Consider the following 25640-nt stretch of genomic DNA (forward strand, 5'->3'; position numbering starts at 1 on the left):
CACTGATCCGGAGCCGCGGGTTATTGCGTCGCCAGCAGGGCGGACGCGACCGGGCCGTCCTCCTGCCAGAGCAGCGGGCAGAACTCGACCCACTTGAGCAGGGGTGTCTCGGGCAGTTTCTCATGCGTCACGAACCTGATGCCGTGCGCGTCGGCCGCGCGCTCGCCGCCGAGCGCCGCCACCACACGATCCGGGCGGAGGCGCCTGAACGCGTCGTGCAGGGCGCTGTAGTGCGTGGGCGTCACGCCAAACGCGGCGAGCCCGCGCGCGATGCCGACGTACCCCACGTTGAGCGGCGACGCGGGCTGCGTCGTGCGAATGTGATGGTACATGCGGTTGTGCGCGAGGCCGCTGCGCAGCGGGCCCTTCAGCGCGACGAGCCAGCTCAGCAGCTCGTCGGCTTCGAGGCTCCGAGTAGGTGTCTGGCCGCTCTCGATCGCGCGCCAGCACGCGCAGCCTGCGGTGCACGTGAGCCGCACCGGCGGCAACTCGGGCTGCGGGTCAGGGTGTGCGGCGGGCAGCGTGGGAGTGCCGTGCTCGGTGCCGTCGTTACCGATGAGGGTGATGCTGGCGTTTGAAGCGTGCACTCCGGTGCCGGGGTTGGCGCCGAGGTTGGTGCCGGGGTTTGTGGGCTGGTTTTGGGTACCGTGAATGGACACGGGTCACCTCCGTGAAGAGAAACTGACTTGCGGGCCCTTTTGGGCCTGCCGGCTCTTCCCCTGGGGCACCCCGCTCAGTGAGGAGGGTTGCCGTGCAGCTAGCCAGGTACTTAGCGCTGCAGCTCGAGAGCACGCCCAGCGTAGCAGAAGTTTGGGCGGTGTACATGCAGGCAGGTGCGTTCTCGGAGGCCCGCTGCTGGGCGCAAAGTTTCAAAGTTATGCATAGTTATGACACTCAACTCAAGGGTGTGCGTTGAGTGTTATAACTATGCATAAATCTGGCATAAACGAGCGCAGTGCCGTGTTTGCGGAGGTCGATTAAGCCGATTTATGAGGTTGTTGGGCTCTTTAGAAATGTGAGGGTGCCGCGCTGCTGGCCACTCTCGAGTGCTGATCATTTGTACGAACGATTTGTTCGCTTATCTGGAGTTTTCACGCTACTTCGGGTGGCGTGCGGGGCTTGACTTCGGGGAATTGTGCTTCTCGCACGAGGCGTTGGCTTCAAAGTTATGCATAGTTATAACACTCAACTCAAGGGTGTGAGTTGAGTGTTATAACTATGCATAAAGTCGGCTTAACCGGGCCATTAGAGGGTCGCGGGCGGGCCTTAAATGAGCAAAGTGCAACTCAAACTGCAGATTCAAACTGGCAAACTGCAATTCATACTATAAAAGTTGCACTTAGGGTTGTACTCTTGCAGTATGACGTGGAACGAAGGCCGCATCCTAGAGCTTCTGGACACCCTGCGGGTGCACCGGGGCGACACTACGTCGGTAGAAGTGAAACGGGCGGCTGGTGGCGTGCCCGAGGCGGCGGCCAGCACCATCTGCGCGTTTGCAAACATGCCTGAGGGTGGCGTGATGCTGCTCGGCATCGACGAGGCGTCAAACTTCACAGTTGTCGGGGTCGCTGATCCAGCAGCGATGGAAGCCGGCATCGTCAACCAGGCGCGGTCGGCGATCGACCCCGCCCCGCACCTCGACACCTACTCGGTCGCGGTAGACGGCAAGCAGGTGGTGGTGGTTGAGGTGACCCCGTTGCGGCTCGCCGACCGGCCAGCGGTCTACCAGGGCAGGGCCTACCTGCGGCAGGCTGACGGTGATTTTGTGATGCACGAACACGAGCTGCGCATGATCGAGGTCGAGAAAGCGCTGCTGCAGACCCCCGACAACTATGACCTGCAGCCCGTACCCGGCGTGACCGCAGAAGATCTCGTGCCCGAGCTCGTCGCGCAGTACCTCAGCGCTGCGCGCAGCCGCGACCGGCGACTCAGCGAGCGCACCGACGCCGAGATTCTGCGTCGCACCGGCGTTGTCACGGCATCGGGCGAGCCGACCTTGGCTGGGCTTTATGCGCTGGGGGATTACCCTCAGGGGCAGTATCCGAGCCTCACTGTGACGGCCGCGGTGCAGCTGCCGAGCAACGACCGGGGCGAGCGTACCCGCGACCTCAAACATTTCACTGGTCCGGTGCCGGTGCTGCTCGACGAACTGATGGTCTGGTGTGAGCAGAATATTGTGGCCACACGCTTCTACCGCGCCGACGGACACATGGGCGAGCGCCCACAATTGCCCCTCAGTGCGGTTCGAGAGCTACTCGCCAACGCGCTCGTGCACCGTGATCTCAGCCCCAACACCCTCGGTATCGGCAAACAGGTTCAGGTGCGCCTCACGCCGCGGGCGCTGTTCATCGTTAGCCCCGGCGGGCTGCGCGGGGTCTCTCTCGAACAGCTCGAGAGCGAGGACCACGCGCAGGCCGCCGTCAACCAGCGGCTTTATGGCATCGCGCAAAAGCTGCGCACTGCAGACGACGCGTTCGTCATCGAGGGCGAAGGCGGCGGCATTCGCGAAGTGTTTCGCGCAGCGAGTGAATACGGTCTGCCGACCCCCTCGCTCACCAACACCGGCGTGCAGTTTAAGGCCACCCTGTGGCTCCCCGTCGCAGGCGAGCTGCCCCGCGATGCGACCCCGCGCCCCAGTGGGGTCGCGGCCCATACGGCCGCAGAAACGACTGCTCAATCACCCGCGACCAAGGGCGCTCAAGAGCCTGGCCCCGCGGTGCAGCGGGTTGATCCGGATCGCCATGAGCCGCAGCGCCCCGCCATTCAGGGCGGTGGCAACGATGCCGCGGTGTTGGCGGCGATCGCACGCGCGGGCGAGGTGACCGTGAAGGAACTGCAGTTGGCGCTGGGGCTCACGGTGGGGCAGGTGCGGTACTCGCTCAACAAGGCGCTGCGCAGCGGCGAGGTCGAGATGGTCGGAGGCCAGGGCCGAAAGCGCACGGTGTATCGACTGGGGCGATAATGTCGGCGGCATAGGGCATTATGCGGTCACACTCCCCGTCAGAGTGAGGTGACGGGGCCGGTCGGCTCGATGCTCCTCCCGTTACGCCCTCGTACCGAAGTGGTGTCAAAACCTTTCCTTTTTGGTAAGGTTTTGACATGTCTACAGTGACTAAGCTCGATGTATTGCGCGAGATCGCGCTGGATCAGCATGGGTATGTCACGACGGCCGAGGCGCTTGGCGAAGGCATCACGCACGCCGATCTGTCGAAGATGGTGACGCGGGGGCGATTGTTCAGAGCAGGACACGGCGTGTATCGGGTGCCGCAGATTCCCGTAACCGAGTTCGACCAGTATCGCCTCGCACTGCTCTGGTCGGGCGTCGACGGTGCGGTGCTGAGTCACGATACGGCGCTGCAAGCCTGGGAAATCTCGGACATCAACCCGGCGCGCATCCATCTCACGGTCCCTCGGCGACGTCGATTGCGCCGCACTGGCGGCGACGGCTACGTCATCCATTACGAAGACATTGTGCCGGGGGAGGTCACGTGGTGGCAGGAATTGCCCGTTACTGACGTGCCGACGACGATTGCTCAGTGTATTCGGTCCGGTGTGCCCACCTATCTATTGAGACAAGCGATTGACCGTGCTGGGCGAGGCGGGCAGCTCGACCCCGAGCGGCAGATCGAACTCGTGCGCACAATGGAGGAGCGAGATGGACGCCGATGACGTGGAGAACCTTGCGGCTTCGTTGAAGAACTTGGACCCCAAGGATAAGGAACCCACCAACGCTCGTGTGCTCGACGGCTGGATTGCGCAAGCACGCGACCGTCTCGATTCATACGGGCCGCGACTCGGGTGGCTCGTTGCAGCCACCGTCGTGACCGCCGCGCTGCAACGTGCCGTTGATGAAGACGGGCGCTCACTGTTCCTACTCAAGGGTGGGACGATGCTGCAGTACCGCCTGCCAGGGATGTCCCGTACGACACAGGACATCGACGGCCTCGTACGTGGAGACCTCGACGACTTCCTGCAAAAGCTCGACGCTGCGCTGGCCCATCCCTGGGGTCCACTCGTGATGACGCGCGGTGAGGTGCTGGAAGAGATCCTGGTTCCTGCCCGGATTGTGAATCCTCGTCGCTTCGACATCAAGGTCACCTTCAAGGGTGTGACGTGGCGACGCGTGAAGGTTGAGATCTCGCACGACGAGGGCGGTGCTGGTGCTCGACCGGAAGAGATACCCTCACCATCACTCGCGGGGTTCGGCCTGCCGACCCCAGATCGACTCATCGGCCTGTCGATGGCGTACCAAATTGCCCAGAAGATCCACGCTAGCACTGACCCGCACGATCCGCCGCGCCTGGTTAATGACCGGGCTCGTGACGTTGTAGATCTGCTGTTGCTGCGCGACCTCACGACTCGCACCGGGCACCCTGCGCTGAGGGAGATCCGAAACGCGGTGATGGACATCTTCACTGCACGAGCGGTCGAAGCGGAAGTCGCAGGCATTCCGCCGAGGACATGGCCAACGATGTTGACAGCTCATCCCCATTGGCGCGAGAGCTATGCCGACGCCGCAGGGTCTGCGGGAGTCGCGCTTGATCTGGAAGACTCGGTTGTCGAACTCAACGAATGGCTGCTTACGCTGCACTGACCACTCAAACATGAGCGGGAATTGGGGTGTGCGTCTGCCGCTGGAAGTTGCACCCGGGCGGCGCCCCGCCCAATACGCCCACAGAGAGCGTCGCACCGGCACCGGCGCGCACCAGATACGCTGGAGGCTATGAACTCAGCAGCGTTGACGATCGGTTTTGTGATGCTGCACACGTCTCCGCTCGATATTCCGGGTACCAAAGACGCGGGCGGCATGAACGTGGTCGTGCGCGCTCAGGCCGAAGCGCTTGCCCGCGCGGGGCACGACGTGCGCATCTACACACGCCGCAGTGACGAAGAATCCCCCGCCCGCGTCGAAGTGGAGCCCGGGCTTGTGGTGATTCACCTCGACGCCGGCCCCGCCCGGCTGCTCGCGAAGGGCGAGCATGAAGGCGTGATGGACGACTTTGGGCACCAGCTCGACAAGGCTCTCGAGGGCGACAGAGTCGACCTGCTGCACGCCGAGCACTGGTTCTCAGGCATCGCCGCCCTGTCGGTCGCCCGCGGCCGCGGGATCCCGCTCGTGCAGAGCTATCACTCCATCGCCGCCGAGCCCGACTCGCCGCTCACCGACGGCGAGCGGCCCGAATCTCCCGGCCGTCTGGCCGGTGAGAAACTGCTCGCCCGCGAAGCCGATCTCGTGATCGCGGTGAGCGAGGCCGAACGCCAGACGGTGATCGAGCGGCTGGGAGGGGATCCGGATCGAGTACGCGTGGTCGCCCTGGGTGTCGACACCGAGCTTTTTTACCCGTGCGCCACCCGCGAGTGCGCCGAGCAGCGTGACTGGATCGGCCGCGGCGGCCGCCCCGAGGTAATCATGGTCGGTCGGTTGCACCCGCTCAAGGGTTTCGACCTGATCATCGAGGCGATGGCGCTGCTGCCTGCGGCTTCGCGGCCCGTGCTGCGCGTCGTCGGGGCACCACCGCCCGACGGTGACGACTACGCGCGCGGCCTGCACGAAGCGGCCGCCCGCCACGGCATGCTCGGCACGACCGCGTTTGATGGCGCGCTGCGACGCTCTGAGCTGTCAGAGCGCATTCGTTCGGCTGCGGTCATGGTCGTCCCGTCGCACTCTGAGACCTTTGGGCTCGTGGCGCTCGAGGCTGCTGCGTCGGGCGTGCCCGTGATCGCGCGTTCAACGGGAGGCCTGCGGGAGGCCGTGATCGACGGCGAGACGGGTGTGCTCGTCACCGGCGATGACCCGCAGATGTGGGCGACCGAGATCGCGCAGTTGCTGGGCGATGCCGACCGCCTCGCCCGTATGGGCCAGGCGGCGCGTGTGCACGCGCTCGAAAGTAGCTGGGCCGCGTCGGCCGAGCGGCTCATCGAGACGTACGCCGCGATCTAGCGAGCGACGAGGGTTGTCGAGAACGAGTAGAGGTCGGGGCGGTAGCAGTGGTGCCCCGCCTCGATGACCCGGCCACCCTGGTCAAACGCCACGCGATCCATCGTCAGTAGCGGGCTGCCCTTGGCGATATCGAGCAGTTCGTGCTCGTCGCCCTGGGTGCGTCGCGCACCGATCGTCTGGTTAGCGATCTTGATGGTCACACCGCGGGCGCGCAGCATCTCGTAGAGCCCCTGGCGCTCAAGCTGCTCGGCCGTAATGTCGGCAAACTCGGGCGGCAGTAGGTTCTCGAGCACCGCCATGGGGGTGCCGTCGGCGCTGCGCACTCGCCTGATGCGTGTGACCTCGGTGCCCACCTCTACGTTGAGGCGCTGCGCGGTCTCGGCGTCGGCCGCCACACGTTCAAGTGACAGCACGCGCGTGGTTGGCCGCATACCGGTGTGGCTGAGATCCTCATGCAGGCTCGTCAGCTCGACGGGCCTACTCACTCGCGCCTGCACCACCTGCGTTCCGATGCCACGGCGGCGCACCAGCAGCCCTTTGTCGACGAGTTCCTGGATCGCCCGCCGCACGGTGGGGCGTGATAGCCCCAGCTTCTCGCCAATCGAGATTTCGTTCTCGAGGCGTGCCCCCGACGGAATCGTGCCGTTGCGAATCGCCCGTTCGAGGCGACTCGAGATCTGGTAGTACAGCGGCACAGGGCCGGTGCGGTCAAGATCGGTGAATAGCTCTGCGGGCCACACTGGCTCGGTGCTCATAAGGTGCTCCTTGAGTGGACCAGCGCGACGTCGGGCGGCCCGTTTTCATGCATTGTACTGACAACATTACAGCGAATGTGCGCGATCTTCAGGCGTAACGCCTCATTCGTGCTATTGTTAGGACAAATGCAGCGACGCACCTGGCGTCGTAACGCGCAAGGAAAGGCGGCGGCTGAATGTCGGAACAACGACGTCCTGATGACGTGCTCGTAATGGGACGCCTCGGCGTCGATGTCTACCCTCTGCAGGGAGGTGTCGGCCTCGAAGACGTGACGAGCTTTGGCAAGTACCTCGGCGGCAGCGCGGCCAACGTGTCGGTGGCCGCGGCCAAGTACGGCCACAAGAGCGCGCTGATCTCGCGCGTCGGTGACGACCCCTTCGGCAAGTACCTGCTGCGCGAACTCGACCGCCTCGGCGTCGACCCCCGCGAGGTCAAGACCGACCCGCAGTACAAGACGCCCATCACGTTCTGCGAGATCTTTCCGCCCGACGACTTTCCGCTCTACTTCTACCGCGAGCCCAAGGCTCCGGATCTCGAAATCGCGCCCGAGGATCTCGACGCAGAAGCGATCCGGGCCGCGAAGATCCTGTGGCTCACCGTCACGGGCCTGAGCCAAGAGCCGAGCCGGGCGGCGCACCACGCGGCGCTCGCGGCGCGCGGCCGCCGCTCGCACACGATCCTCGATCTCGACTACCGCCCCATGTTCTGGGAGCACCCCGAGGAGGCGAGCGCCCAGGTCGCTCAGGCTCTCGAGGGCGTCACTGTTGCCGTGGGTAACAAGGAGGAGTGCGAGGTCGCTGTCGGCGAGACTGAACCAGATCGTGCGGCAGATGCGCTGCTCGAGCGCGGTGTCGAGCTGGCGATCGTGAAGCAGGGCCCCAAGGGCGTCATGGCCAAGACGCGCGACGAGCGCGTCGAGGTGCCGCCCTACTTCGTTGATGTGGTCAACGGGCTCGGCTCGGGCGACGCGTTTGGTGGCGCGCTGTGCCACGGCCTTCTCGAGGGCTGGGACCTCGAGCGCATCTTCAAGTTCGCCAACGTGGCCGGCGCGCTCGTCGCGACCCGCCTGGAGTGCTCGACGGCGATGCCCACCGCGCAAGAGATCGAAGAAATCCTGAAGGGATCGGCCGCATGACGCTCGAACGCTCACCGCTCGACTTTGCTTCGCTGCGCGAACTGCGCGCCGCACACCCCGCCGCGATCGCCGAGAAGCTTGCGACCCGCAAGCGTCGCGACGTGATTCAGGGCGACGGCAGGCTCTTCATCGTCGCCGCCGACCACCCGGCCCGCGGCGCGGTCGCGGTCGGTGCAAACCCGACCGCGATGGCTAACCGCTACGACCTGCTCGAGCGCATGGCGATCGCACTGTCACGCCCCGGCGTCGACGGCGTGCTCGGCACCCCCGACATCATCGACGACCTCGCGGCGATGGGCCTGCTCGACGACAAGATCGTCGTGGGTTCCATGAACCGCGGCGGCCTGCGCGGCGCGAGCTTCGAGCTCGACGACCGCTACACGGCCTACGACATCGACTCGATGGTGCGCGACCGGCTCGACTTCGCGAAGACGCTCATTCGCGTCGACCTGAACGATGCTGGCACCGCCTCGACTCTCGAGGCGACGGCCCGCGCCGTCGACGATGCCGCGGCCGCCGGGCTGCCCATTATGCTCGAGCCGTTCATGAGCCGCCGCCTCGACGGCAAGGTTGCGAACGACCTCACCGCCGACGCCGTGATCCTGTCGACCGCGATCGCGTCGGGCCTCGGCAACTCCAGCGCGTACACGTGGATGAAGCTGCCCGTCGTGCCCGAGATGGAGCGCGTCATGGAGGCCACCACGATGCCGACGCTGCTGCTCGGCGGCGACAACGGCGGTGACCCCGACGAGACGTTCGCGTCGTGGGAGGCGGCCCTCGCGCTGCCCGGCGTGCGCGGCCTGACGGTCGGGCGCACGCTGCTCTACCCCGCCACCGGCGACGTTGCACAGGCCGTCGACACCGCGGCCCGGCTCGTGCATACTGGCCTCGCGTAGGTCTCTTCCCAACAACTTCCGGATCGCGCTCACCCGGCGCCCCGCCCCCTGTAGGCGCGATCCGGCACCCACCAAAATTCACTCGACAGAGAGGCACAGATTATGAGCACCGAGAACGTCACCGTCGTTCCCCACTGGATCGATGGCGCGCGCAGCGAGTCGACGTCGGGCCGCACCGCGCCCGTGCACAACCCCGCGACCGGAGAGGTGGTGCGCGAGGTTGCGCTCGCAAACGACGATGAGATCGCAGCGGCGATCGCGTCGGCCCAGAAGGGCTTCGAGACCTGGAGCGCGCTGTCGATGGCGCGCCGCCAGGCCGTGATCTTCAAGTTCCGTGAGCTGCTGAACAACAAGAAGACCGAACTCGCCGCGATCGTCACCGAGGAGCACGGCAAGGTGCTCTCGGACGCGATGGGCGAGATCGCCCGCGGCCAGGAGGTCGTGGAGCTCGCAACCGGGTTTCCGCACCTCATCAAGGGCGGCTTCTCAGAGAACGTCTCGACCGGCATCGACGTCTACACGCTGAAGCAGCCGCTCGGCGTCGTGGGCATCATTTCGCCCTTCAACTTCCCTGTCATGGTGCCGATGTGGTTCTTCCCCATCGCGATCGCCGCGGGCAACGCTGTCATTCTGAAGCCCTCAGAGAAGGACCCCTCGGCCGCGATCTGGATGGCAGAGCTGTGGAAGGAAGCGGGCCTGCCCGACGGCGTCTTCACCGTGCTCAACGGCGACAAGCAGGCCGTCGATGGCCTGCTGAACGCCCCCGAGGTGCAGTCGATCTCGTTCGTCGGTTCGACCCCCATCGCGCAGTACATCTACGAGACCGCCGCCAAGAACGGCAAGCGCGTGCAGGCGCTCGGTGGCGCGAAGAACCACATGCTCGTGCTGCCCGACGCCGACCTCGACCTCGTCGCTGACCAGGCAATTAACGCCGGCTACGGCGCCGCGGGCGAGCGCTGCATGGCGCTGTCGGTCGTGCTCGCGGTCGAGCCCGTCGCTGACGAGCTGATCAGCAAGATCGAAGAGCGCATCGCGAATCTCGTCGTGGGCAACGGCGCGACCGGCGCTGACGGTTCGACGCGGGAGCCGGATCTGGGCCCGCTGATCACCGCCGAGCACCGCGCGAAGGTGTCGAACTACGTCGACATCGCCGAGGCCGACGGTGGCCGCATCGTCGTCGACGGCCGCAACTGCCAGGTGGACGGTCACGAGGACGGGTTCTTCTTCGGCCCGACCCTGATCGACAACCTGTCGACCGACTCGCGCGCCTACACCGAAGAGATCTTTGGGCCGGTGCTGCAGGTCGTACGCGTGGAGACGTTTGAAGAGGGCGTCGCGCTCATCAACTCGGGCCAGTTCGGCAACGGCACCGCGATCTTCACGAACGACGGTGGCGCTGCGCGCCGGTTCCAGCACGAGATCCACGTGGGCATGGTGGGCATCAACGTGCCGATTCCCGTGCCGGTCGCGTACCACTCGTTCGGTGGCTGGAAGGCGTCGCTGTTCGGTGACGCGAAGGCGTACGGCGTGCAGGGCTTCGACTTCTTCACCCGCGAGAAGGCGATCACGAGCCGCTGGCTCGACCCGGCCAAGCACGGCGGCATCAACCTGGGCTTCCCCCAGAACGACTAAGCATCACCCTGGATCCTGCGACTCGTGCCTCGCGCAGGATGACGTAGAAGTGGTCACCCCCTCCGTCATCCTGCGGGAGCGGCCCACCCCGTCATCCTGCGGGAGCAGCTCACTCCGTCATCCTGCGGGAGCGGAGCGAGTCGCAGGATCCAGACCAGCAAGCAGTAACGAGAGGTAGAAGCACATGACTGAGCAGGCAACGCAGGCCGAGCGCTGGTTTCATCGCCGCGGCGCACTCGCCGAGGCTGGTTGGGAGACCGTCGTCGACGAGCGCACCCCCGGCTGGGCGCACACGGGCCTGCGGGTCGCCCGCCTCGCCGAGGGCGAGTCGATCGAGCTTGCGGGCACCGGCGTAGAGCGGCTGGTCGTGCCGCTGTCGGGGTCGTTCGAGGTCACACACGGTGTCGCTGTCGCCGACTCGACTGTCGCTAGCGGGCAGGCTGGCGACACCACTGGTGCTCCCGAGACGACCGTGCTCGCGGGCCGCCGTTCGGTGTTTGATGGCCCCACCGATGTGCTTTACCTCTCGGCCGCAAGTGAGGCGACCGTCACCGCCCGCACCGCAGGCGAGACCCGCTTTCTCGTGGCGACCTCTCCCACCGACATCGTGCGCCCGTCGGCGTACATGCCGGTGGAAGAGGTGCCCGTCGAGCTGCGCGGCGCCGGCGCCTCGAGCCGCCAGGTGCACAACTTTGGCCGCAAGGAGTCGCTCGACGCAGCCCGGTTTATTGTCGTCGAGGTGATCACGCCGTCTGAAAACTGGTCGTCGTACCCGCCTCACAAGCACGACGAGCACCTGCCCGGCCACGAGTCAGAGCTTGAAGAGATCTACTACTTCGAGGTCGCGCCGACGAAGGGCGCCCCCGCCGAGGTGAGCGAGGAGCACGCCTTTGGCATGTTCAGCACCTACTCGTCTCCCGCGGGCCCCATCGACATTGACGCCCGGGTGTTCACCGGCGACGTCGCCCTCGTGCCCCACGGCTACCACGGCCCTGCTGTGGCAGCCCCCGGCTACGACATGTACTACTTGAACGTGATGGCCGGCCCCGACCCCGAGCGCAGCTGGCTGATTAGCGACGACCCGGCCCATGGCTGGGTACGCGACACGTGGGAGGGGCAAGAGTTTGACTCGCGCCTGCCCTACGGCACCACCCCCGAAACTTCCGAGGAGACCCGATGAACACCCGCCGCATGACGGTCAGCCAGGCGCTGGTCGAATTTCTCGCCAACCAGTGGACCGTGGACCGCGACGCCCAGGGCAACGAGATTCGTGAGCGCACGATTCCCGGCATGTTTGGCATCTTCGGTCACGGCAACGTCGCCGGCATCGGCCAGGCGCTGAAGCAGGCCAACGCCCTCAACCCCGAGGCAATGCCCTACTTTCAGGCCCGCAACGAGCAGGCGATGGTGCACCAGTCGGTCGGCTACGCCCGCATGCACCGCCGCCGCGGCACCTACGCCTCGGCCGCCTCGGTCGGCCCCGGCGCGACCAACCTGCTGACGGGTGCCGCGCTCGCGACCACCAACCGCCTGCCCGCATTGTTGCTGCCCAGCGACACGTTTGCGACCCGGGTTGCTGATCCGGTGCTGCAGCAGCTTGAGCAGCCCCACGACATTGGCCTCACGGTCAATGACGCGTTTCGGCCCGTGTCGAAGTTCTTCGATCGCGTGCAGCGCCCCGAGCAGCTGTTCTCGATCGCGCTCGCCGCGATGCGCGTGCTCACCGACCCGGCAGAGACGGGCGCCGTGACCATCGCGCTGCCCGAGGACGTGCAGGCCGAGGCGATGGACGTGCCCGAAGAGTTCTTGCAGCCGCGCGAGTGGCGCATCAGGCGGCCGCGGCCCGACCGCGACGCGTTCGCGCAGGCGCTCGAGGCGATTCGCGGCGCGAAGCGGCCCATGATCATCGCGGGCGGCGGCGTGCTGTACTCCGACGCCGAAGAGCAGTTGCGTGAGTTCGTCGAGGCGACCGGAATTCCGGTGGCCACCTCGCAGGCGGGCGGCGGCGTGCTCGCGTGGGATCACCCGCAGTACCTCGGCGGCGTGGGCGCGACCGGCACCCTCGCGGCGAACCGCATGGCGGCAGAAGCCGACGTGATCATCGGTATTGGCACCCGCTACAGCGACTTCACCACGTCTTCGCGCACCGCGTTTCAGCACCCGGGCGTGAAGTTCGTGAACATCAACGTCGCGTCGTTTGACGCGTACAAGCACGGCACGCAGATCGCTGTCGTGGCCGACGCCCGCGAGATGCTCGTCGAGCTGATCGGTGCCCAGGGTGAAGGCTCCGAGAGCGACCTGCGTGTCGAACCTGCCTACGCCGAGCGCATTGCCGCGCTGAAGGCGGAGTGGGACGCGCTCGTCGATCAGGCGTTCGAGCCTTCGGGTCTCGACCTGCCCGGCCAGCCCGAGATCATCGGGGCGGTGCAGCGCTCGTCTGACCCGCAAGACGTGATCGTGCAGGCGGCCGGATCACTGCCCGGCGACCTACACAAACTGTGGCGCGTGCGCGACCCGCTCGGCTACCACGTCGAATACGCGTTCTCGTGCATGGGGTACGAGATCGCGGGCGGCATGGGTGCCAAGCGCGGGCTCACGGCGGCTGGCGATGACCGCGACGTGATCGTGATGGTGGGTGACGGCTCGTACCTGATGCTCAACACCGAGCTCGTGACCGCGGTCGCCGAGGGCATCAAGATCATCGTCGTGCTCATTCAGAACCACGGCTACGCGTCGATCGGGCACCTGTCTGAGACGGTGGGCTCCGAGCGCTTTGGCACCTGGTACCGCGCCTACGACCCCGAGACGAAGAACTTTCAGGGCGACGACATTCTGCCCGTCGACCTCGCCATGAACGCCCGCAGCTACGGCATGGACGTCATCGAGGTCGAGCCCGGCGCGAACGCGATCACCGATCTCGAGGCGGCCATGGCGGTGGCGAAGGCGTCAGATCGTTCGACGTTCATTCACATCAACAGCGACCCGCTGCTCTACGCGCCCGACGGCGCGGGCTGGTGGGACGTGCCGGTGCCGCAGGTGTCTGAGCTCGAATCGACGCAGCGCGCTCGCGGTGAATACGAGGAGCAGGTCGCGGCTCAGAAGCCGCTGCTGGGCTAGGCCCGCGTTCGTACGCTCCGGATCAGTGCCGTGCGGCCAAAAGTGGGTGTTATCAGGACCGATAACACCCACTTTTGGCCGCACGGTGTCTTGGTGTCACCAGACAACCACGCGGGGGCGCACGGCATTTTGCACCCAAATGCACGAGCGCAGCGTGCTGCGGGCGTGTGGGGGTGGCACGATCCGGCCTTTTGGCCTATTGTCATATCAAAGGTGCGACCGCAGGGGCCGCGCCACGTATGAGCGCAAACGATGGAGTTTAAATCGTGAATGATCAACTGGCCAAAAACTCGGGCCTGCGCATTGGCACCGCCCCCGACTCGTGGGGAGTCTGGTTCGCAGACGACCCGAAGCAGGTGCCGTGGCAGCGGTTTCTCGACGAGGTCGTCGAGGCGGGCTACGAGTGGATCGAGCTGGGCCCCTACGGCTACCTGCCCACCGACCCCCACCAGCTGGAGGATGAGCTCGGCAAGCGCGGGCTGAAGCTGTCGGCTGGCACCGTGTTCACCGGGTTTCACAAGGGCGAAGACGAGTGGCAGCGCGCCTGGGACCAGGCACTCAACGTGGCGGGTCTCGCCTCAAAGCTCGGCGCCGAACACCTCGTCGTGATCCCCGACCTGTGGCGCAGCGACGCGACGAGCGAGGTACTCGAGTCGCGCACGCTCACCGACGAGCAGTGGAAGAAGCTGGGCGCGGGCCACGACCGCCTCGGTAAGGCACTGCTCGAAGAGTTTGGCATGAAGCAGCAGTTCCACTCGCACGCCGACAGCCACATCGGCACCACCCGTGAGGTCGTGCGGTTTCTCGACGAGACCGACGAGCGCTACACGAACCTGTGCCTCGACACGGGCCACTTCGCGTACTACGGCGGCGACAACGTGAAGCTGATCGAAGAGCGCCCCGAGCGCATCGGCTACCTGCACCTCAAGCAGGTCGACCCGACCCTGCTGTTTGACGTGCTGAAGAACGACACCCCGTTCGCCGACGCGGTCAGCCAGGGCATCATGATCGAGCCGCCGCACGGCATCCCCGATCTGGCGCCCGTGATCGAGGCCGTCGCCAAGATCGACTCCGAGATCTTCGCGATCGTCGAGCAAGACATGTACGGCTGCTCTGTCGACACCCCCGCACCCATCGCCAAGCGCACCCGCGAGCACATCTTCGGCTGCACGCACCTCGCGCGCATCAGCTAACCACCCGGTCACTCCGCGCGAGCGGGTTACTGAAACTGTCATCCTGCGCGAGCGGGTTACTGAAACTGTCATCCTGCGCGAGCGGGTTACTGAAACTGTCATCCTGCGCGAGCGAAGCGAGTCGCAGGATCCATACCAAAGGAACTACCTATGACTAACGAACTGCGCGTCGCCGTCGTCGGCGCTGGCATGATGGGCGCCGACCACATTAAGCGCATCACGCACCGGATCGCCGGGGCCCGTGTCTCGGCCGTCGTTGAGCCCGATGCTGGCCGCGCTGCTGCGGCCGCCGCAAACGCTCCCGGTGCCCTCGTGTTTGCGAGTGTCGAAGAGGCCATCGCCGCCGATGCGCTCGACGCCGTGCTCATCGCGGTGCCCGGCCAGTTTCACGCGCCAGTGCTGCGCCCCGCGCTTGAGGCGCGGCTGCCGATCCTGTGCGAGAAGCCGCTGACGCAGGATTCAGCGAGCTCCTGGGAGGTGCTCGAGCTCGAGCAGCAGCTCGACAAGCCGCACATTCAGGTGGGCTTTATGCGTCGCTTTGACGCGGAGTACCAGCAGCTGCGCGAGCTCGTTGAAGCGGGCACGAGCGGCGACCTGCTGATGGTGCGTGCGCTGCACCGCAACCCGTCGGTGCCCGACAGCTACACGAACGACATGCTCATCACCGACTCGGTGGTGCACGAGTTTGACGTGGTGCCGTGGCTCGCGGGCTCGCGCGTGGTGAGCGTCGAGGTGAAGTACCCACGACGCAACTCGCACGCCCCCGAGCGACTCAAGGAGCCGATCCTCGTGATCATGGAGCTCGAGAACGGCGTGCTCGTCGACGTCGAGATGAACGTCAGTGTCGCTTTCGGTTACCAGGTTGCCACCGAGGCAGTCTTCGAGCAGGGTGTCGCCCGGATCGGCCAGCCGGCTGGCATGCAGCGCTGGGAGGCTGGCAACTTCATCGTGAAGGAACACGAGAGCTTCGTCACGCGCTTCGCGGCCGCCTACGACGCACAGATTCAGCGCTGGGTCGATGCGGTGCGCCGCGGCGACCTGGTCGACGGCCCGAACGCGTGGGACGGCTACCTGGTTGCGCTGTCGTGCGAGGCAGGCGTGAAGGCCATGCACGAGGGCGGCGTCGTGCCGGTCGAGGCACCCGAGCGCCCCGCGTTCTACGCCTAAACAGCCGGCTCACCCGCCTCCCCGTCATTCTGCCTTCCCTCCCCGTCATTCTGCGTGCGCGGATTGCATAGGAAAACGCGTCAGCGTTTTTCGCAATCCGCGCTGGCGCTACAGCGCCAGGCGAGTCGCAGAATCCAACCCCTTCCTAAGGAGTCACGATGGTACGCATTGCACTTGACCCAACGCCGTACAACAACACGGTGCACCTGCTCGACTTCCCTGACCTTGTTGCCCGCCTGGGCTATGAGTACTTGCAGCTCACCCCCAACCCCGACTTTGGGCGTCACTTTCACTACCCGAAGGTCGACACCGGAATGCTGCAGACACTCAAGAAGAGGGCGGCAGACGCCGGCGTGACGATCACGTCGGTGCTACCCGTGCAGCGCTTCTCGTGGCCCGAGGAGCCGCAGCGTGAAGCCGCAGTGCGCAACATGAAGCGCTACATTGAGGTCGCGTCAGAGCTCGAGGTGCCGATGGTCAACACCGAGTTTTCGGGTCGGCCCGAGCGCTCGGAAGACTCCGAGGCTGGCTTCTACAAGTCCATGGAGGAGCTGATTCCCGTGCTTGAGCGCGCGGGGGTCCAGCTCAACATTGACCCGCACCCCGACGATTTCGTCGAGGACGGCCTTGAAGCGTGGCGCATTATTCGTGGGCTTGACTCGACGCAGGTGGGTTTTGTTTACGTTGCCTCGCACTCATTCCATATGGGCGACCGGGCTACGACGCTCATTCCCGAGCTGGGGGATCGCCTGGGCGCGGTCTACGCCGCAGACACGTTTGACCACAATCGTTCGAACGGGCTGCGCTACATCACGAATCCGCCCGGTAACGCGGTGCGCGTGCACCAGCACCTCGCGATCGGCGACGGCGACGTGAACTGGGACGAGCTGTTCGGCACGCTCAAAGCGAGCGGCTACCTCGACCGCGAGGACGCGCTGATCGTGTCGAACGTTTTTGCAGAGGACGAGCGCGCCGACGAGTACTCACGCTCGCAGCTGGTGAAGCTACGCGAGCTGATCGCGGGCGCGTAACGGCACCCAGCGCCACTCGCGGGCGGTGCTGATGTGGGTGTACTTGAGGGCCTGCCCCGTTACGGGGTGGGCCCTTAGTATTTCCAGCCGCGCTCGGCGGTGCCTGCCATCGCGGCGACCGCGAAGGACTCTTCGGTGCAGTCGCCACACGCTGGCGTGAATATGCGCACGGGGGCATCTAAGCCGTGGTGGGCGGCAGCCCAGGCGCGATGGTTCCCATCGATGAGCTCTAGACCTTGTGGGCCGTGGGTGGCGAGGATCGGCTCGAGGATCCCGTCAGCAAGCACAGAAGCGATCACTCGCTGAAACCAGCCCGACGGTTCGAGTGGCTTGTGCGCACCCACCTCCGCGTACTGAACGTCTGACACGGGCCGCAAGTCATAGTCGCGTGAGCGCAGGGTGGCAACGGCGTGCGCAGGCAGCACGCGCTCGGTTACGCACTCGCTGCACGAAGCCTGTGGCATGATGGCAGGCCCCCCTTTGATTAAGTCTGTGTGTTGGTCGATCGAGAACACTACGCGACGATGCCTGTGGCTTCCTGAAAAGTCACCCGAGAAATCCGCTGAGGCGATCGCGCAAACCGCTTGAGCGCGCGTCAAGTCCAACGAAAGTCACCTGAATGCCGTGCTCTGCATACTTCGACTGCACCGAATCCAGAGCCGCAACGGTGGAGGCGTCCCAGATCTGCGCCGCCGAAAAGTCGATGGTGACCGGCAACGCGTCGTCCGTGTAGGTGAACTGTTCAACCAGGTCGTTGCTGCTGCCAAAGAAGAGCGGGCCGCGCACCGCATATATAACCGCATCGGCATGTGCGACGCGCGTGACCGTAACGACGTGGGCCACCCGGCGCGCAAACAGTACCATCGCGATCAGCACCCCGGCACCCACGCCGATTGCGAGATTGCCCGTGGCGACGACGATGGCCACGGTGGCCAGCATCACGAACGTCTCCGAACGCGGCATGCGTTTGAGGGTCGCGGGCCGCACACTGTGAAAGTCGATGGTCGTTACGGCGACCACCATCATGATCGCCGCGAGCGCGACCATCGGAATCCGCTCCATCACATCGCTGAACACGGTGATGAGCGCGAGCAAGAATACTCCCGCCACAAACGTTGAAATTCTGGTGCGCGCCCGCCCCAGTTTGACGTTCACCATGGTCTGCCCGATCATGGCACAGCCCGCGATGCCGCCCCAAAAGCCCGCCAGAATGTTGGCGATGCCGAGGGCCCACGACTCGCGGCCCTTGTGTGAGCGGGTGCCCGTCATGTCGTCGACGAGCTTCGCGGTGAGGAGCGTCTCCATGAGGCCCACGAACGCGATACTCAAGGCGGTCGGCCACACGATCGACAGGGTCTCAAGGTTGAGCGGTGCAAGCCACGGCGTGATCCCGGGGAGACCGCCAGAGACGGCGCCCTGGTCACCGACCGTCGGCACGGTCAGGTGGGCAACCATTACGATGGCGGTCACGACCACGATCGCGACGAGCGGCGCCGGCACGGCCGAGGTGACACGAGGCAGCACGATCACAATGAGCAGGGTGAGCGCAAACAGGGGGTACACGAGCCATGGCACGCCAATCACGTGCGGCAGCTGCGCGGTAAAGATCAAGATGCCCAGTGCGTTCACGAAGCCGATCATCACCGAGCGTGGAATGAACCGCATGAGGCGTGCGAGCCCCAGCACGCCAAACAAGATCTGCACGAGGCCCGCCAGCACGACGGCGGGCAGTAGGTACTCGACCCCGTGTTCACGGGTGAGTGGGGCGACGACGAGCGCAACGGCGCCTGCGGCGGCCGTGATCATGGCGGGCCTGCCGCCCAGGATCGACATCGAGACGGCGAGCACGACTGAGGCGATGAGGCTCACTTTGGGGTCGACGCCGGCGATTACCGAGAACGAGATCACCTCGGGAATCAGGGCGAGCGTCGTCACAACGCCCGCGAGCACCTCGGTGGTGAGGAGCCGCGGCTTGCGCAGGGCTTGGAGCGTCGAGGGGGTTGAGGTCACCGCTCCACCCTACGCGCGATCCTCGTCTCGCGGTCTACGCGACCAGCAGGTACACCGCCCCGAGTACTGTGCACACGATGACGGCCCAGTCAAAGGTCTGCTGCTTCATGCGCGCCGCGATCCGGCGCCCGGCGAGTGCTCCCACGATCACGGCCGGGACGAGTACGGCGTCAAGCACGAGTGCGCTCGGGGTGATGAGCCCCAGGCCGATCGAGACGGGCACCTTCGCGAGGTTGATGACGGCGAAGAACCAGGCCGCGGTGCCCAAAAATGCCTTCACGGGAAACCGCGCCGCAAGAAAGTACATCGACATCACGGGGCCCCCGGCGTTCGCGACCATGGTCGTGAACCCGCCCAGCGCGCCGTAGCCACTGCGCGCGACAGGCCCTGATCCGGTGCCTGAAGCGCCGGATCCACGCGCCGATCTTGCCCGCTGCCAAAGCGTGACTGTGATCACGAGCAGCAAGATCACGCCGATGACGCGGCGCACTGAGCCGTCGTCGGCGAACGCGAGAAAGACGGCGCCGAGTGCGACGCCCGCGACGACCGCGGGGATCAGCCGCACGAGCGTGCCCCAGTCGGCGTGGCGGCGGTAGGTGATGAGGGCGAACACGTCGCCGACGATCAAGAGCAGCAGAAGCGCGCCCGTCGACGCGCGGGCGGGCAGCACCGCCGCAAAGATCGCGATCGAGATCGTGTTGATGCCGGGCACCGCGGTTTTCGAGAAGCCGACGAGCAGCGCGGCGACGGCGAGCAGGGCCCACGCGACGGCGGGAAGGGTGGGCAGCATCGTCATCACCCGTACAGCCTAGAGCTGCCGACAACTTTGTTCAATTGTGTGAACAAATCAGCTAAGGGTCAAGGGTCGCCGTGGCGCGAGCGTGTCGCCCCATTTTGTTCGTTTGACAGGACATTGTTATGCTGCGGGAAAGCGCTACGAAATAAGCTCGTCGGCGTGAGTACGACGAAGCGCGGCCCGGCAGTTCTCCTGCGGCGCCGGGCACGACGAAGGAGTCAGTAATGGCCGCCCACACCCAGCCCCAGGGGGGTCCGCTGCCCGCGCTCACGAATGGGCCGCACAAGAAGCGACTCGGAGTGGTCGCACTGATCGCGACGTTCGGCGGCTTGCTGTTTGGTTATGACACGGGCGTGATTAACGGCGCACTGCGCCCGATGGCGGCCGAGCTGGGGCTCACCCCGTTCACCGAAGGCGTCGCCACGAGCGCTCTCGTGTTCGCCGCGGCGATCGGCGCAATGCTGTGCGGTCGACTGTCAGACGGGTGGGGTCGTCGCAAAGCCATCATCTTGCTGGCGGTCATTTTCTTCGTCGGCACGATCTTCGTGGTTGCCGCGCCGGGCCTCGGCATGCTCGTGCTCGGACGCGTCTTCTTGGGTCTTGCGGTCGGCGGCGCCTCGACCGTGGTGCCCGTTTTTCTCGCAGAGATGGCGCCCTATGAGATTCGCGGCTCCCTCTCGGGGCGCAATGAGCTCATGATCGTTGTGGGCCAGCTGGCGGCCTTCATTATTAACGCCATCATCGGTAACACGCTGGGGCACATCGAGGGCGTGTGGCGCATCATGTTCGCAATCTGCGCGCTCCCGGCGATTGTGCTCTTCTTCGGCATGCTGCGCATGCCCGAGTCGCCCCGGTGGCTCGTCGACAAGGGTCGAGTCGATGACGCTCTTGCGGTACTCAAAACCGTACGCCCTGAAGACCGGGCGGTCGCCGAGTTCACCGAGCTTACGAGTGTCACGGTGGCCGAGAACGGCGGCTCGCAGCTGGGCTGGCGAGCAATCTTTGCGAACAAGAACCTGTTGAAAATCGTGCTCATCGGCATTGGGGTGGGCATTGCGCAGCAGCTCACCGGTATCAACTCGATCATGTACTTCGGCCAGACGGTGCTGGTTGAATCTGGCTTTGATGAGAGCGCGGCGCTCATCGCCAACATTGCACCGGGGGCCATTGCGGTGATCGGTGCTGTCATCGCGCTTGCGATGATGGATCGCTTCGACCGGCGCAAGACATTCATAGCGGGCTTCTCTCTGACGACCGTGAGCCACCTGCTGATTGGGGTCGCGTCGATGACGCTCGCGATTGATAACCCAGCTCGGCCCTGGGTGATTCTCACCCTCGTGGTCATCTTCGTTGGGTCTATGCAGACGTTCTTGAATGTCGCGACCTGGGTGTACCTCTCAGAGATCTTCCCACTGCACATGCGCGGGTTTGGCATGGGGGTCTCGGTGTTTGCCCTCTGGGTTACGAACGGCTTCTTGTCGCTCTACTTCTTGTCGCTCGTCGCCGCAGTTGGCATCACTGGCACCTTCTTTCTCTTTGCCGCCGTCGGCGCGCTCGCCCTGCTGTTTGTGTGGCGCTGCCTGCCAGAGACGCGCGGCCGCACGCTTGAGGCGCTCGAGGAAGACGTGCGCACCGGTGCGATCTATGTCGCCAGACCCAAACGATAAATTTGAGGCCGTTCGCGTGCGCTAGAACACAAGACCCACCCGTGTGCGCGGCCGATTCGCAAAATAATGCGCGACTGGCTATTTTGTCCTTTTGACATGACATTGTTAGGGTGGGGGTGCCCGTGCGTAACCCGCTGGGCGCAACAGACAAAGGAGTCCCCTCATGTCAGCAGGTGCACCTAGCGCATCCCGCAAGACGCTGCCGCCACTCAGTACCGGTCCACACAGCAGGCGCCTGGGCGTCATTTCCATCATCGCCTGCTTCGGCGGGTTGCTCTTCGGTTACGACACCGGGGTGGCAAATGGTGCAGAAGGACCCATGCAGCTCGAGCTGGGGCTCTCAAACATTCAGCTCGGCCTGGTGATCAGTTCGCTCGTATTTGCCGCAGCCGTGGGTGGGCTCGTCGGCGGCCGCCTCTCTGACAGTGTGGGGCGACGCAAGACCATTATTCTGTTGGCCGTGCTGTTCTTCCTCGGCACCATGCTCGTCATCTTCTCGCCGGGCGGGCCCGAGCACGGCTCCCACACCACGCTTGGGTTTTCGATGCTGGTGGGCGGGCGCATCATGCTCGGGCTTGCCGTGGGCGGCGCCTCAACCGTGGTGCCCGTGTATCTTGCCGAGCTCGCCCCCTTTGAAATTCGCGGCTCGATCACTGGGCGCAACGAACTAGCGATCGTCTCGGGCCAGCTCGCCGCCTTTGTGATCAACGCCATCATTGCCACGACGCTCGGCGGCCACCTCGACGGAGTGTGGCGCATCATGTTCGCGGTGTGCGCGGTGCCCGCCGTCTTCTTGTTCTTCGGAATGCTGCGCATGCCCGAGTCGCCGCGCTGGCTGGTCGAGAAAGGCCGCCACGCTGAGGCGCTCGCGGTGCTCAAGACTGTGCGCCCCGCCGATCGCGCAGCCGCAGAGCTCGCCGAGGTGAAGGCGATCGGCGAAGCCGAGAAGACTGCCGCTCACACGGGGCTCAAGGCGATCCTGACGAACAAGTGGCTGTTTCGAATCGTGCTGATCGGCATCGGCGTGAGCATGATGCAGCAGCTCACCGGCATCAACTCGATCATGTACTACGGCACCCGCGTGCTCGAACAGTCGGGCATGTCTGAGCAGCAGGCCGTGCTCGCCAACATCGCGTTCGGTGTGGTCGCTGTGATCGGCGGCATCATCGCGCTGCGCAACATGGACCGGATCGACCGCCGCAAGACCTTCCTCATCGGCCTGTCACTCACGACCACGTTCCACTGCCTCGTCGGCGTTGCCTCCATGCTGCTCGCCGACGACAACCCGGCACGCCCCTACGTGATCCTCGTGCTCGTGGTCGGCTTCGTCGCTTCGATGCAGACGTTCTTGAACGTCGCCGTGTGGGTGTGGCTCGCCGAGATCTTCCCGCTGCACATGCGCGGCATGGGCATCGGCATCTCGGTGTTCTTTGGCTGGGCGACGAACGGATTTCTCGCGCTCTACTTCCCGTCACTCGTGGCCGGCATTGGCATCACCGGATCGTTCTTCATCTTCGCCGCGATCGGCCTCGTGGCGCTCACGTTCGTATGGCGCTTCGTGCCCGAAAGCCGCGGCGTGAGCCTCGAGAAGCTCGAGGAAGACGTCACCACGGGCGCAATCTACGTGCAGTCGTAGGCTGCTTCGCGATCCGGATCAGTGGGCCCGGGCGTCTTCGCGCGCCGGGCTCACCCTGGGGTCGGGCATGACCCGGTCGATGCGGGGCTTCGCGCCCTGTTGGGCGCGGGCCCACACGACGAAGCCGACCGCGGTGAACGCGCCGTAGAAGACATACATGAGACCGGTCGCGTAGTAGCCCGAGCTAAACAGCAGGGGCACACCGACGATGTCGACGGCGATCCAGATCAGCCAAAACTCCGTCCACCCCTTCGCCATGCCGTAGGTGGCGAGCAGCGAGCCCACGAAGGTCCACGCGTCGGCCCACACCGGATCCCATGACCCGAGCGCGCGAAACAGCGGGGTCAGCGCGACCGTACCCAACACGAGCGCGAGCACGAGCCCCACGCGGGTGCCGTTCGACGCCCAGCGCGGTGTCACCTGGCCGCCACCGCTACTGTCGCGGGCGGCCTGGCGCCAGCGCACCCAACCGTAGATCGCGACCGTGATGAACATGACCTGCCTGCCAGCCTGGCCGAGCAGGCTCGGTAGGGCATGATCCGGGGCCAGAATTGAGCCGAGAAACACGGTGAGCAACAGCAGATTGCCCACGATGCCCACGGGCCACGCCCAGATCTTGCGGCGCATCCCGCCGAACGCGCTCGCGAGCCCGAACGCGTTGCCGACCACCTCGCGCACGAGCAGGGTCTGCCCGCCGGGCAGCACCCAATGGGAGTTGAAGGCGTCGATCAGCCAGTGCAATGTTTCTCCTCTCGTCGATGCAGCCGAGGAGAACGCGGGTGCGCGCAGGGTCGTGCCTACGCCAATTGCTCCCACGCCCGTGCTTCTCTCATCCAGACTGTAACTGTCGGTACCGGAGTTTCACCGGTTCAACCTCGGCCCTTGCGGGCCTCGGGTCGCGGACTATCACCGCCGGTTCGGAATTTCACCGACCCCGGAGCACGTTTGTGTATCAAGTAGAACTGTAGCCCACGGGTTCTATTCCCGGGCCGTTGCAGGCGCGAGGCGAGGTGAGCGAGACCGCGCTACTCCGCGGTAGCGTCGACGACGCCTGTGAAGCGTGAGCCAACGCCGTAGGTGAACTCGCGGTGCGCGCCAGCATCCGCGGGCTTTGGCAGCTCACTGAGGTCGTGGTCGAAGCATGCGAGCATGGTGAACTCGGGCCACCACTTCTTGGGGCGAGCTTGCTCGGCGTAACCGCAGATCGCGCACTCGAGTGTCACCCAGACGGGCTTCTTGCCGGTGCGGTTGGCGCGCGACTGCGCGAGCCAGGCGGGCGGGTTTTGGTCGATCTCGTCGAGCTCGGCCTGAGTTAGGTGCGCGGGCAGGCCGTGACGCTTCGCCATTTCGAGCGAGATGTCGAGCTTGAGGGCAGCGTCGTAGAGGGAAGGCATCCCTCAAGGGTACGCGGGTTGCCTGCGGCCCGTGAGCGGGGGTCTGCGGTGTGGCCCGGGTGCTTCGTGCTTGCTGCGTGTGCTCCGGATCGCAAGAGCTGATCCGGAGCACACGTCGGCTGCAACCTGGCCGAGGCCGGTTACAGCGAGGCCGTGAGCGCGGCGTCGGCGTCGCGCAGCACCTGCGCGGCGACCTCGAGGCCCTCAATGCGGCCGAGCGAGACGTCTTCGTGCTCGATGTTGACCCACATCTCGGGGTCGACCTCGCGCAGCGCGCGCAAGAACTCGGTCCAGAACGCGGTGTCGTGGCCGCGGCCGAGCGCCACGAAGTCCCACGCCGAGTTCTTGGGCCACTCGTTGGCCCACTCGTCGCCACCCAGGTTGGTGCGCGGCTCGTTCGGCGCAAGCCGGCGGAACGAGTTGTCGAGCACGCCGTTGATGCTCGCCCACTCGGGGTTCACGCGCACGTCTTTGGCTGCGGCGTGGAACACGAGCTCGCCGAGGTGGCGCACCACCGCGACGGGATCCATCTGCTGCCAGAACAGGTGCGAGGCGTCGAGCTCAACGCCCACGTGTGTGGCGCCGGTGAGCTCGATCAGCTTGTGCACGTCGGCCGAGTTGAACACGAGGTTCTGCGGGTGCAGCTCGAGCGCGACCTTCACGCCGTGCTCGGCGGCGAACCGGTCGGTCTCGCGCCAAAACTTTGCCGCGACGTCCCACTGGTAGTCGAGCACGTCGAGCGCAGCCGAGTTCCAGGCGTTGACCACCCAGTTCACGGTCGTGGACCCGGGCTCGCCGCCGGGCAGCCCCGACATCGTAACGACCCGATCCTGCCCGAGCCGCTGGGCAAGCTGGATCGAGCGACGCACGTCGTGGGCGTGCACGTCGCCAATCGCGGCCTTGGGGTGCAGCGGGTTGCCGTTGCAGTTGAGGCCCGCGGGGCTCACGCCCGTGCCCTCGAACAGGCTGAGAAAGTCGTCGCGCGCGGTGTCAGAGACGAGAATCTCGTCGAGGGTGGGAATGTGCTGGGCGGGCAGAAATCCGCCCGAGTTCAGCTCGATGCCGGTGAGGCCGAGGCGCTGCACGACCGCGATTGCCTCGGGGAGGCTGCGGTCATGCAGGATCGCGTTGTAGACGCCAAGTTTCATGGTGTGTGCTGCTTTCGATTCGTAAGTGTATAGAGCCGTCATCCTGCGCGACCCGCTTTGTGGTCATCCTGCGCGACGCGTTCTACTGTCATCCTGCGCGACGAAGGAGTCGCAGGATCCA

Annotated in this window: 22 protein-coding genes and 2 riboswitches; of the genes, 14 read left to right on the forward strand and 8 right to left on the reverse strand. The window is 65.4% G+C overall.

Annotated features, from left to right (window positions below; translation table 11 throughout):
- Positions 1 to 20: 20 nt before the first annotated feature.
- Positions 21 to 659: a hypothetical protein gene (locus ACXR2T_RS06985; protein ID WP_458838622.1), complete on the reverse strand. Its 639-nt coding sequence runs from the start codon at positions 657 to 659 to the stop codon at positions 21 to 23.
- 18 nt (positions 660 to 677) lie between these two features.
- A riboswitch (SAM riboswitch) is annotated at positions 678 to 790 on the reverse strand.
- 570 nt (positions 791 to 1360) lie between these two features.
- On the opposite strand from ACXR2T_RS06985, the gene ACXR2T_RS06990 reads away from it, so the two are divergent.
- The 4 genes from ACXR2T_RS06990 to ACXR2T_RS07005 all read left to right on the forward strand — a co-directional run bounded on the left by ACXR2T_RS06990 (position 1361) and on the right by ACXR2T_RS07005 (position 5941).
- Positions 1361 to 2962 carry an RNA/DNA-binding domain-containing protein gene (locus tag ACXR2T_RS06990; protein WP_458838623.1) on the forward strand — a complete coding sequence of 534 codons (1602 nt, stop codon included), beginning with the start codon at positions 1361 to 1363 and terminating at the stop codon, positions 2960 to 2962.
- Positions 2963 to 3099: 137 nt separating this feature from the next.
- Positions 3100 to 3669: a type IV toxin-antitoxin system AbiEi family antitoxin domain-containing protein gene (locus tag ACXR2T_RS06995; protein WP_458838624.1), complete on the forward strand. Its 570-nt coding sequence runs from the start codon at positions 3100 to 3102 to the stop codon at positions 3667 to 3669.
- Positions 3656 to 4594, forward strand: coding sequence for a nucleotidyl transferase AbiEii/AbiGii toxin family protein (locus ACXR2T_RS07000; RefSeq protein ID WP_458838625.1), 939 nt, complete (start codon positions 3656 to 3658; stop codon positions 4592 to 4594). The genes ACXR2T_RS06995 and ACXR2T_RS07000 overlap by 14 nt, the downstream gene beginning before the upstream one ends.
- Before the next feature lie 129 nt (positions 4595 to 4723).
- The gene (locus ACXR2T_RS07005) at positions 4724 to 5941 is read left to right on the forward strand and encodes a glycosyltransferase (RefSeq protein ID WP_458838626.1); all 1218 of its coding nucleotides are present in this window, start codon (positions 4724 to 4726) and stop codon (positions 5939 to 5941) included.
- Here the strand turns inward: ACXR2T_RS07005 and ACXR2T_RS07010 are convergent.
- A complete protein-coding gene (locus tag ACXR2T_RS07010) occupies positions 5938 to 6696 on the reverse strand; it encodes a GntR family transcriptional regulator (protein ID WP_458816857.1) in 759 nt (252 codons plus the stop codon). The genes ACXR2T_RS07005 and ACXR2T_RS07010 overlap by 4 nt on opposite strands.
- Before the next feature lie 176 nt (positions 6697 to 6872).
- On the opposite strand from ACXR2T_RS07010, the gene iolC reads away from it, so the two are divergent.
- The 8 genes from iolC (at position 6873) to ACXR2T_RS07050 (ending at position 16868) form a co-directional block, all read left to right on the forward strand.
- Positions 6873 to 7832 (forward strand): 5-dehydro-2-deoxygluconokinase, encoded by a 960-nt coding sequence (gene iolC, locus ACXR2T_RS07015; protein WP_458838627.1) that lies wholly within the window; start codon positions 6873 to 6875, stop codon positions 7830 to 7832.
- Positions 7829 to 8728 (forward strand): class I fructose-bisphosphate aldolase, encoded by a 900-nt coding sequence (locus tag ACXR2T_RS07020; protein WP_458816853.1) that lies wholly within the window; start codon positions 7829 to 7831, stop codon positions 8726 to 8728. The genes iolC and ACXR2T_RS07020 overlap by 4 nt, the downstream gene beginning before the upstream one ends.
- A 102-nt stretch (positions 8729 to 8830) precedes the next feature.
- Positions 8831 to 10360: a CoA-acylating methylmalonate-semialdehyde dehydrogenase gene (locus tag ACXR2T_RS07025; protein ID WP_458838628.1), complete on the forward strand. Its 1530-nt coding sequence runs from the start codon at positions 8831 to 8833 to the stop codon at positions 10358 to 10360.
- A 184-nt stretch (positions 10361 to 10544) separates the two neighbouring features.
- Positions 10545 to 11540: a 5-deoxy-glucuronate isomerase gene (iolB, locus tag ACXR2T_RS07030; protein WP_458838629.1), complete on the forward strand. Its 996-nt coding sequence runs from the start codon at positions 10545 to 10547 to the stop codon at positions 11538 to 11540.
- Positions 11537 to 13477 carry a 3D-(3,5/4)-trihydroxycyclohexane-1,2-dione acylhydrolase (decyclizing) gene (iolD, locus tag ACXR2T_RS07035; RefSeq protein WP_458838630.1) on the forward strand — a complete coding sequence of 647 codons (1941 nt, stop codon included), beginning with the start codon at positions 11537 to 11539 and terminating at the stop codon, positions 13475 to 13477. Before iolB ends, iolD begins: the two co-directional genes overlap by 4 nt.
- 266 nt (positions 13478 to 13743) lie before the next feature.
- On the forward strand, positions 13744 to 14670 hold the full coding sequence (locus ACXR2T_RS07040; RefSeq protein WP_458816845.1) for a sugar phosphate isomerase/epimerase family protein: 927 nt from the start codon (positions 13744 to 13746) through the stop codon (positions 14668 to 14670).
- A 150-nt stretch (positions 14671 to 14820) separates the two neighbouring features.
- Entirely contained in the window at positions 14821 to 15837 is a 1017-nt protein-coding gene (locus tag ACXR2T_RS07045; protein ID WP_458816843.1) for a Gfo/Idh/MocA family protein, read from the forward strand.
- 158 nt (positions 15838 to 15995) lie between these two features.
- Positions 15996 to 16868 (forward strand): sugar phosphate isomerase/epimerase family protein, encoded by an 873-nt coding sequence (locus ACXR2T_RS07050; protein WP_458838631.1) that lies wholly within the window; start codon positions 15996 to 15998, stop codon positions 16866 to 16868.
- 74 nt (positions 16869 to 16942) lie between these two features.
- Here the strand turns inward: ACXR2T_RS07050 and ACXR2T_RS07055 are convergent, their stop codons facing one another.
- From ACXR2T_RS07055 to ACXR2T_RS07065, 3 genes are all read right to left on the reverse strand, one after another.
- On the reverse strand, positions 16943 to 17332 hold the full coding sequence (locus ACXR2T_RS07055) for a hypothetical protein (RefSeq protein ID WP_458838632.1): 390 nt from the start codon (positions 17330 to 17332) through the stop codon (positions 16943 to 16945).
- Between the two features lie 82 nt (positions 17333 to 17414).
- Entirely contained in the window at positions 17415 to 18878 is a 1464-nt protein-coding gene (locus tag ACXR2T_RS07060) for a SulP family inorganic anion transporter (protein ID WP_458838633.1), read from the reverse strand.
- A 34-nt stretch (positions 18879 to 18912) separates the two neighbouring features.
- The gene (locus ACXR2T_RS07065) at positions 18913 to 19674 is read right to left on the reverse strand and encodes a sulfite exporter TauE/SafE family protein (protein ID WP_458838634.1); all 762 of its coding nucleotides are present in this window, start codon (positions 19672 to 19674) and stop codon (positions 18913 to 18915) included.
- A gap of 224 nt (positions 19675 to 19898) precedes the next feature.
- On the opposite strand from ACXR2T_RS07065, the gene ACXR2T_RS07070 reads away from it, so the two are divergent.
- Both ACXR2T_RS07070 and ACXR2T_RS07075 read left to right on the forward strand, forming a co-directional pair.
- On the forward strand, positions 19899 to 21341 hold the full coding sequence (locus ACXR2T_RS07070) for a sugar porter family MFS transporter (RefSeq protein WP_458838635.1): 1443 nt from the start codon (positions 19899 to 19901) through the stop codon (positions 21339 to 21341).
- Positions 21342 to 21504: 163 nt separating this feature from the next.
- The gene (locus tag ACXR2T_RS07075) at positions 21505 to 22977 is read left to right on the forward strand and encodes a sugar porter family MFS transporter (protein WP_458838636.1); all 1473 of its coding nucleotides are present in this window, start codon (positions 21505 to 21507) and stop codon (positions 22975 to 22977) included.
- Between the two features lie 18 nt (positions 22978 to 22995).
- Here the strand turns inward: ACXR2T_RS07075 and pnuC are convergent, their stop codons facing one another.
- The 3 genes from pnuC to ACXR2T_RS07090 form a co-directional block, all read right to left on the reverse strand.
- Positions 22996 to 23718 (reverse strand): nicotinamide riboside transporter PnuC, encoded by a 723-nt coding sequence (gene pnuC / locus ACXR2T_RS07080; protein ID WP_458838637.1) that lies wholly within the window; start codon positions 23716 to 23718, stop codon positions 22996 to 22998.
- A 76-nt stretch (positions 23719 to 23794) separates the two neighbouring features.
- Positions 23795 to 23923: riboswitch (FMN riboswitch) on the reverse strand.
- Between the two features lie 79 nt (positions 23924 to 24002).
- The gene (locus ACXR2T_RS07085) at positions 24003 to 24371 is read right to left on the reverse strand and encodes a hypothetical protein (protein ID WP_458838638.1); all 369 of its coding nucleotides are present in this window, start codon (positions 24369 to 24371) and stop codon (positions 24003 to 24005) included.
- Positions 24372 to 24511: 140 nt separating this feature from the next.
- Positions 24512 to 25519 (reverse strand): sugar phosphate isomerase/epimerase family protein, encoded by a 1008-nt coding sequence (locus ACXR2T_RS07090; protein ID WP_458838639.1) that lies wholly within the window; start codon positions 25517 to 25519, stop codon positions 24512 to 24514.
- Positions 25520 to 25640: the final 121 nt, after the last annotated feature.

This window comes from Leucobacter faecis (genome assembly GCF_054456635.2).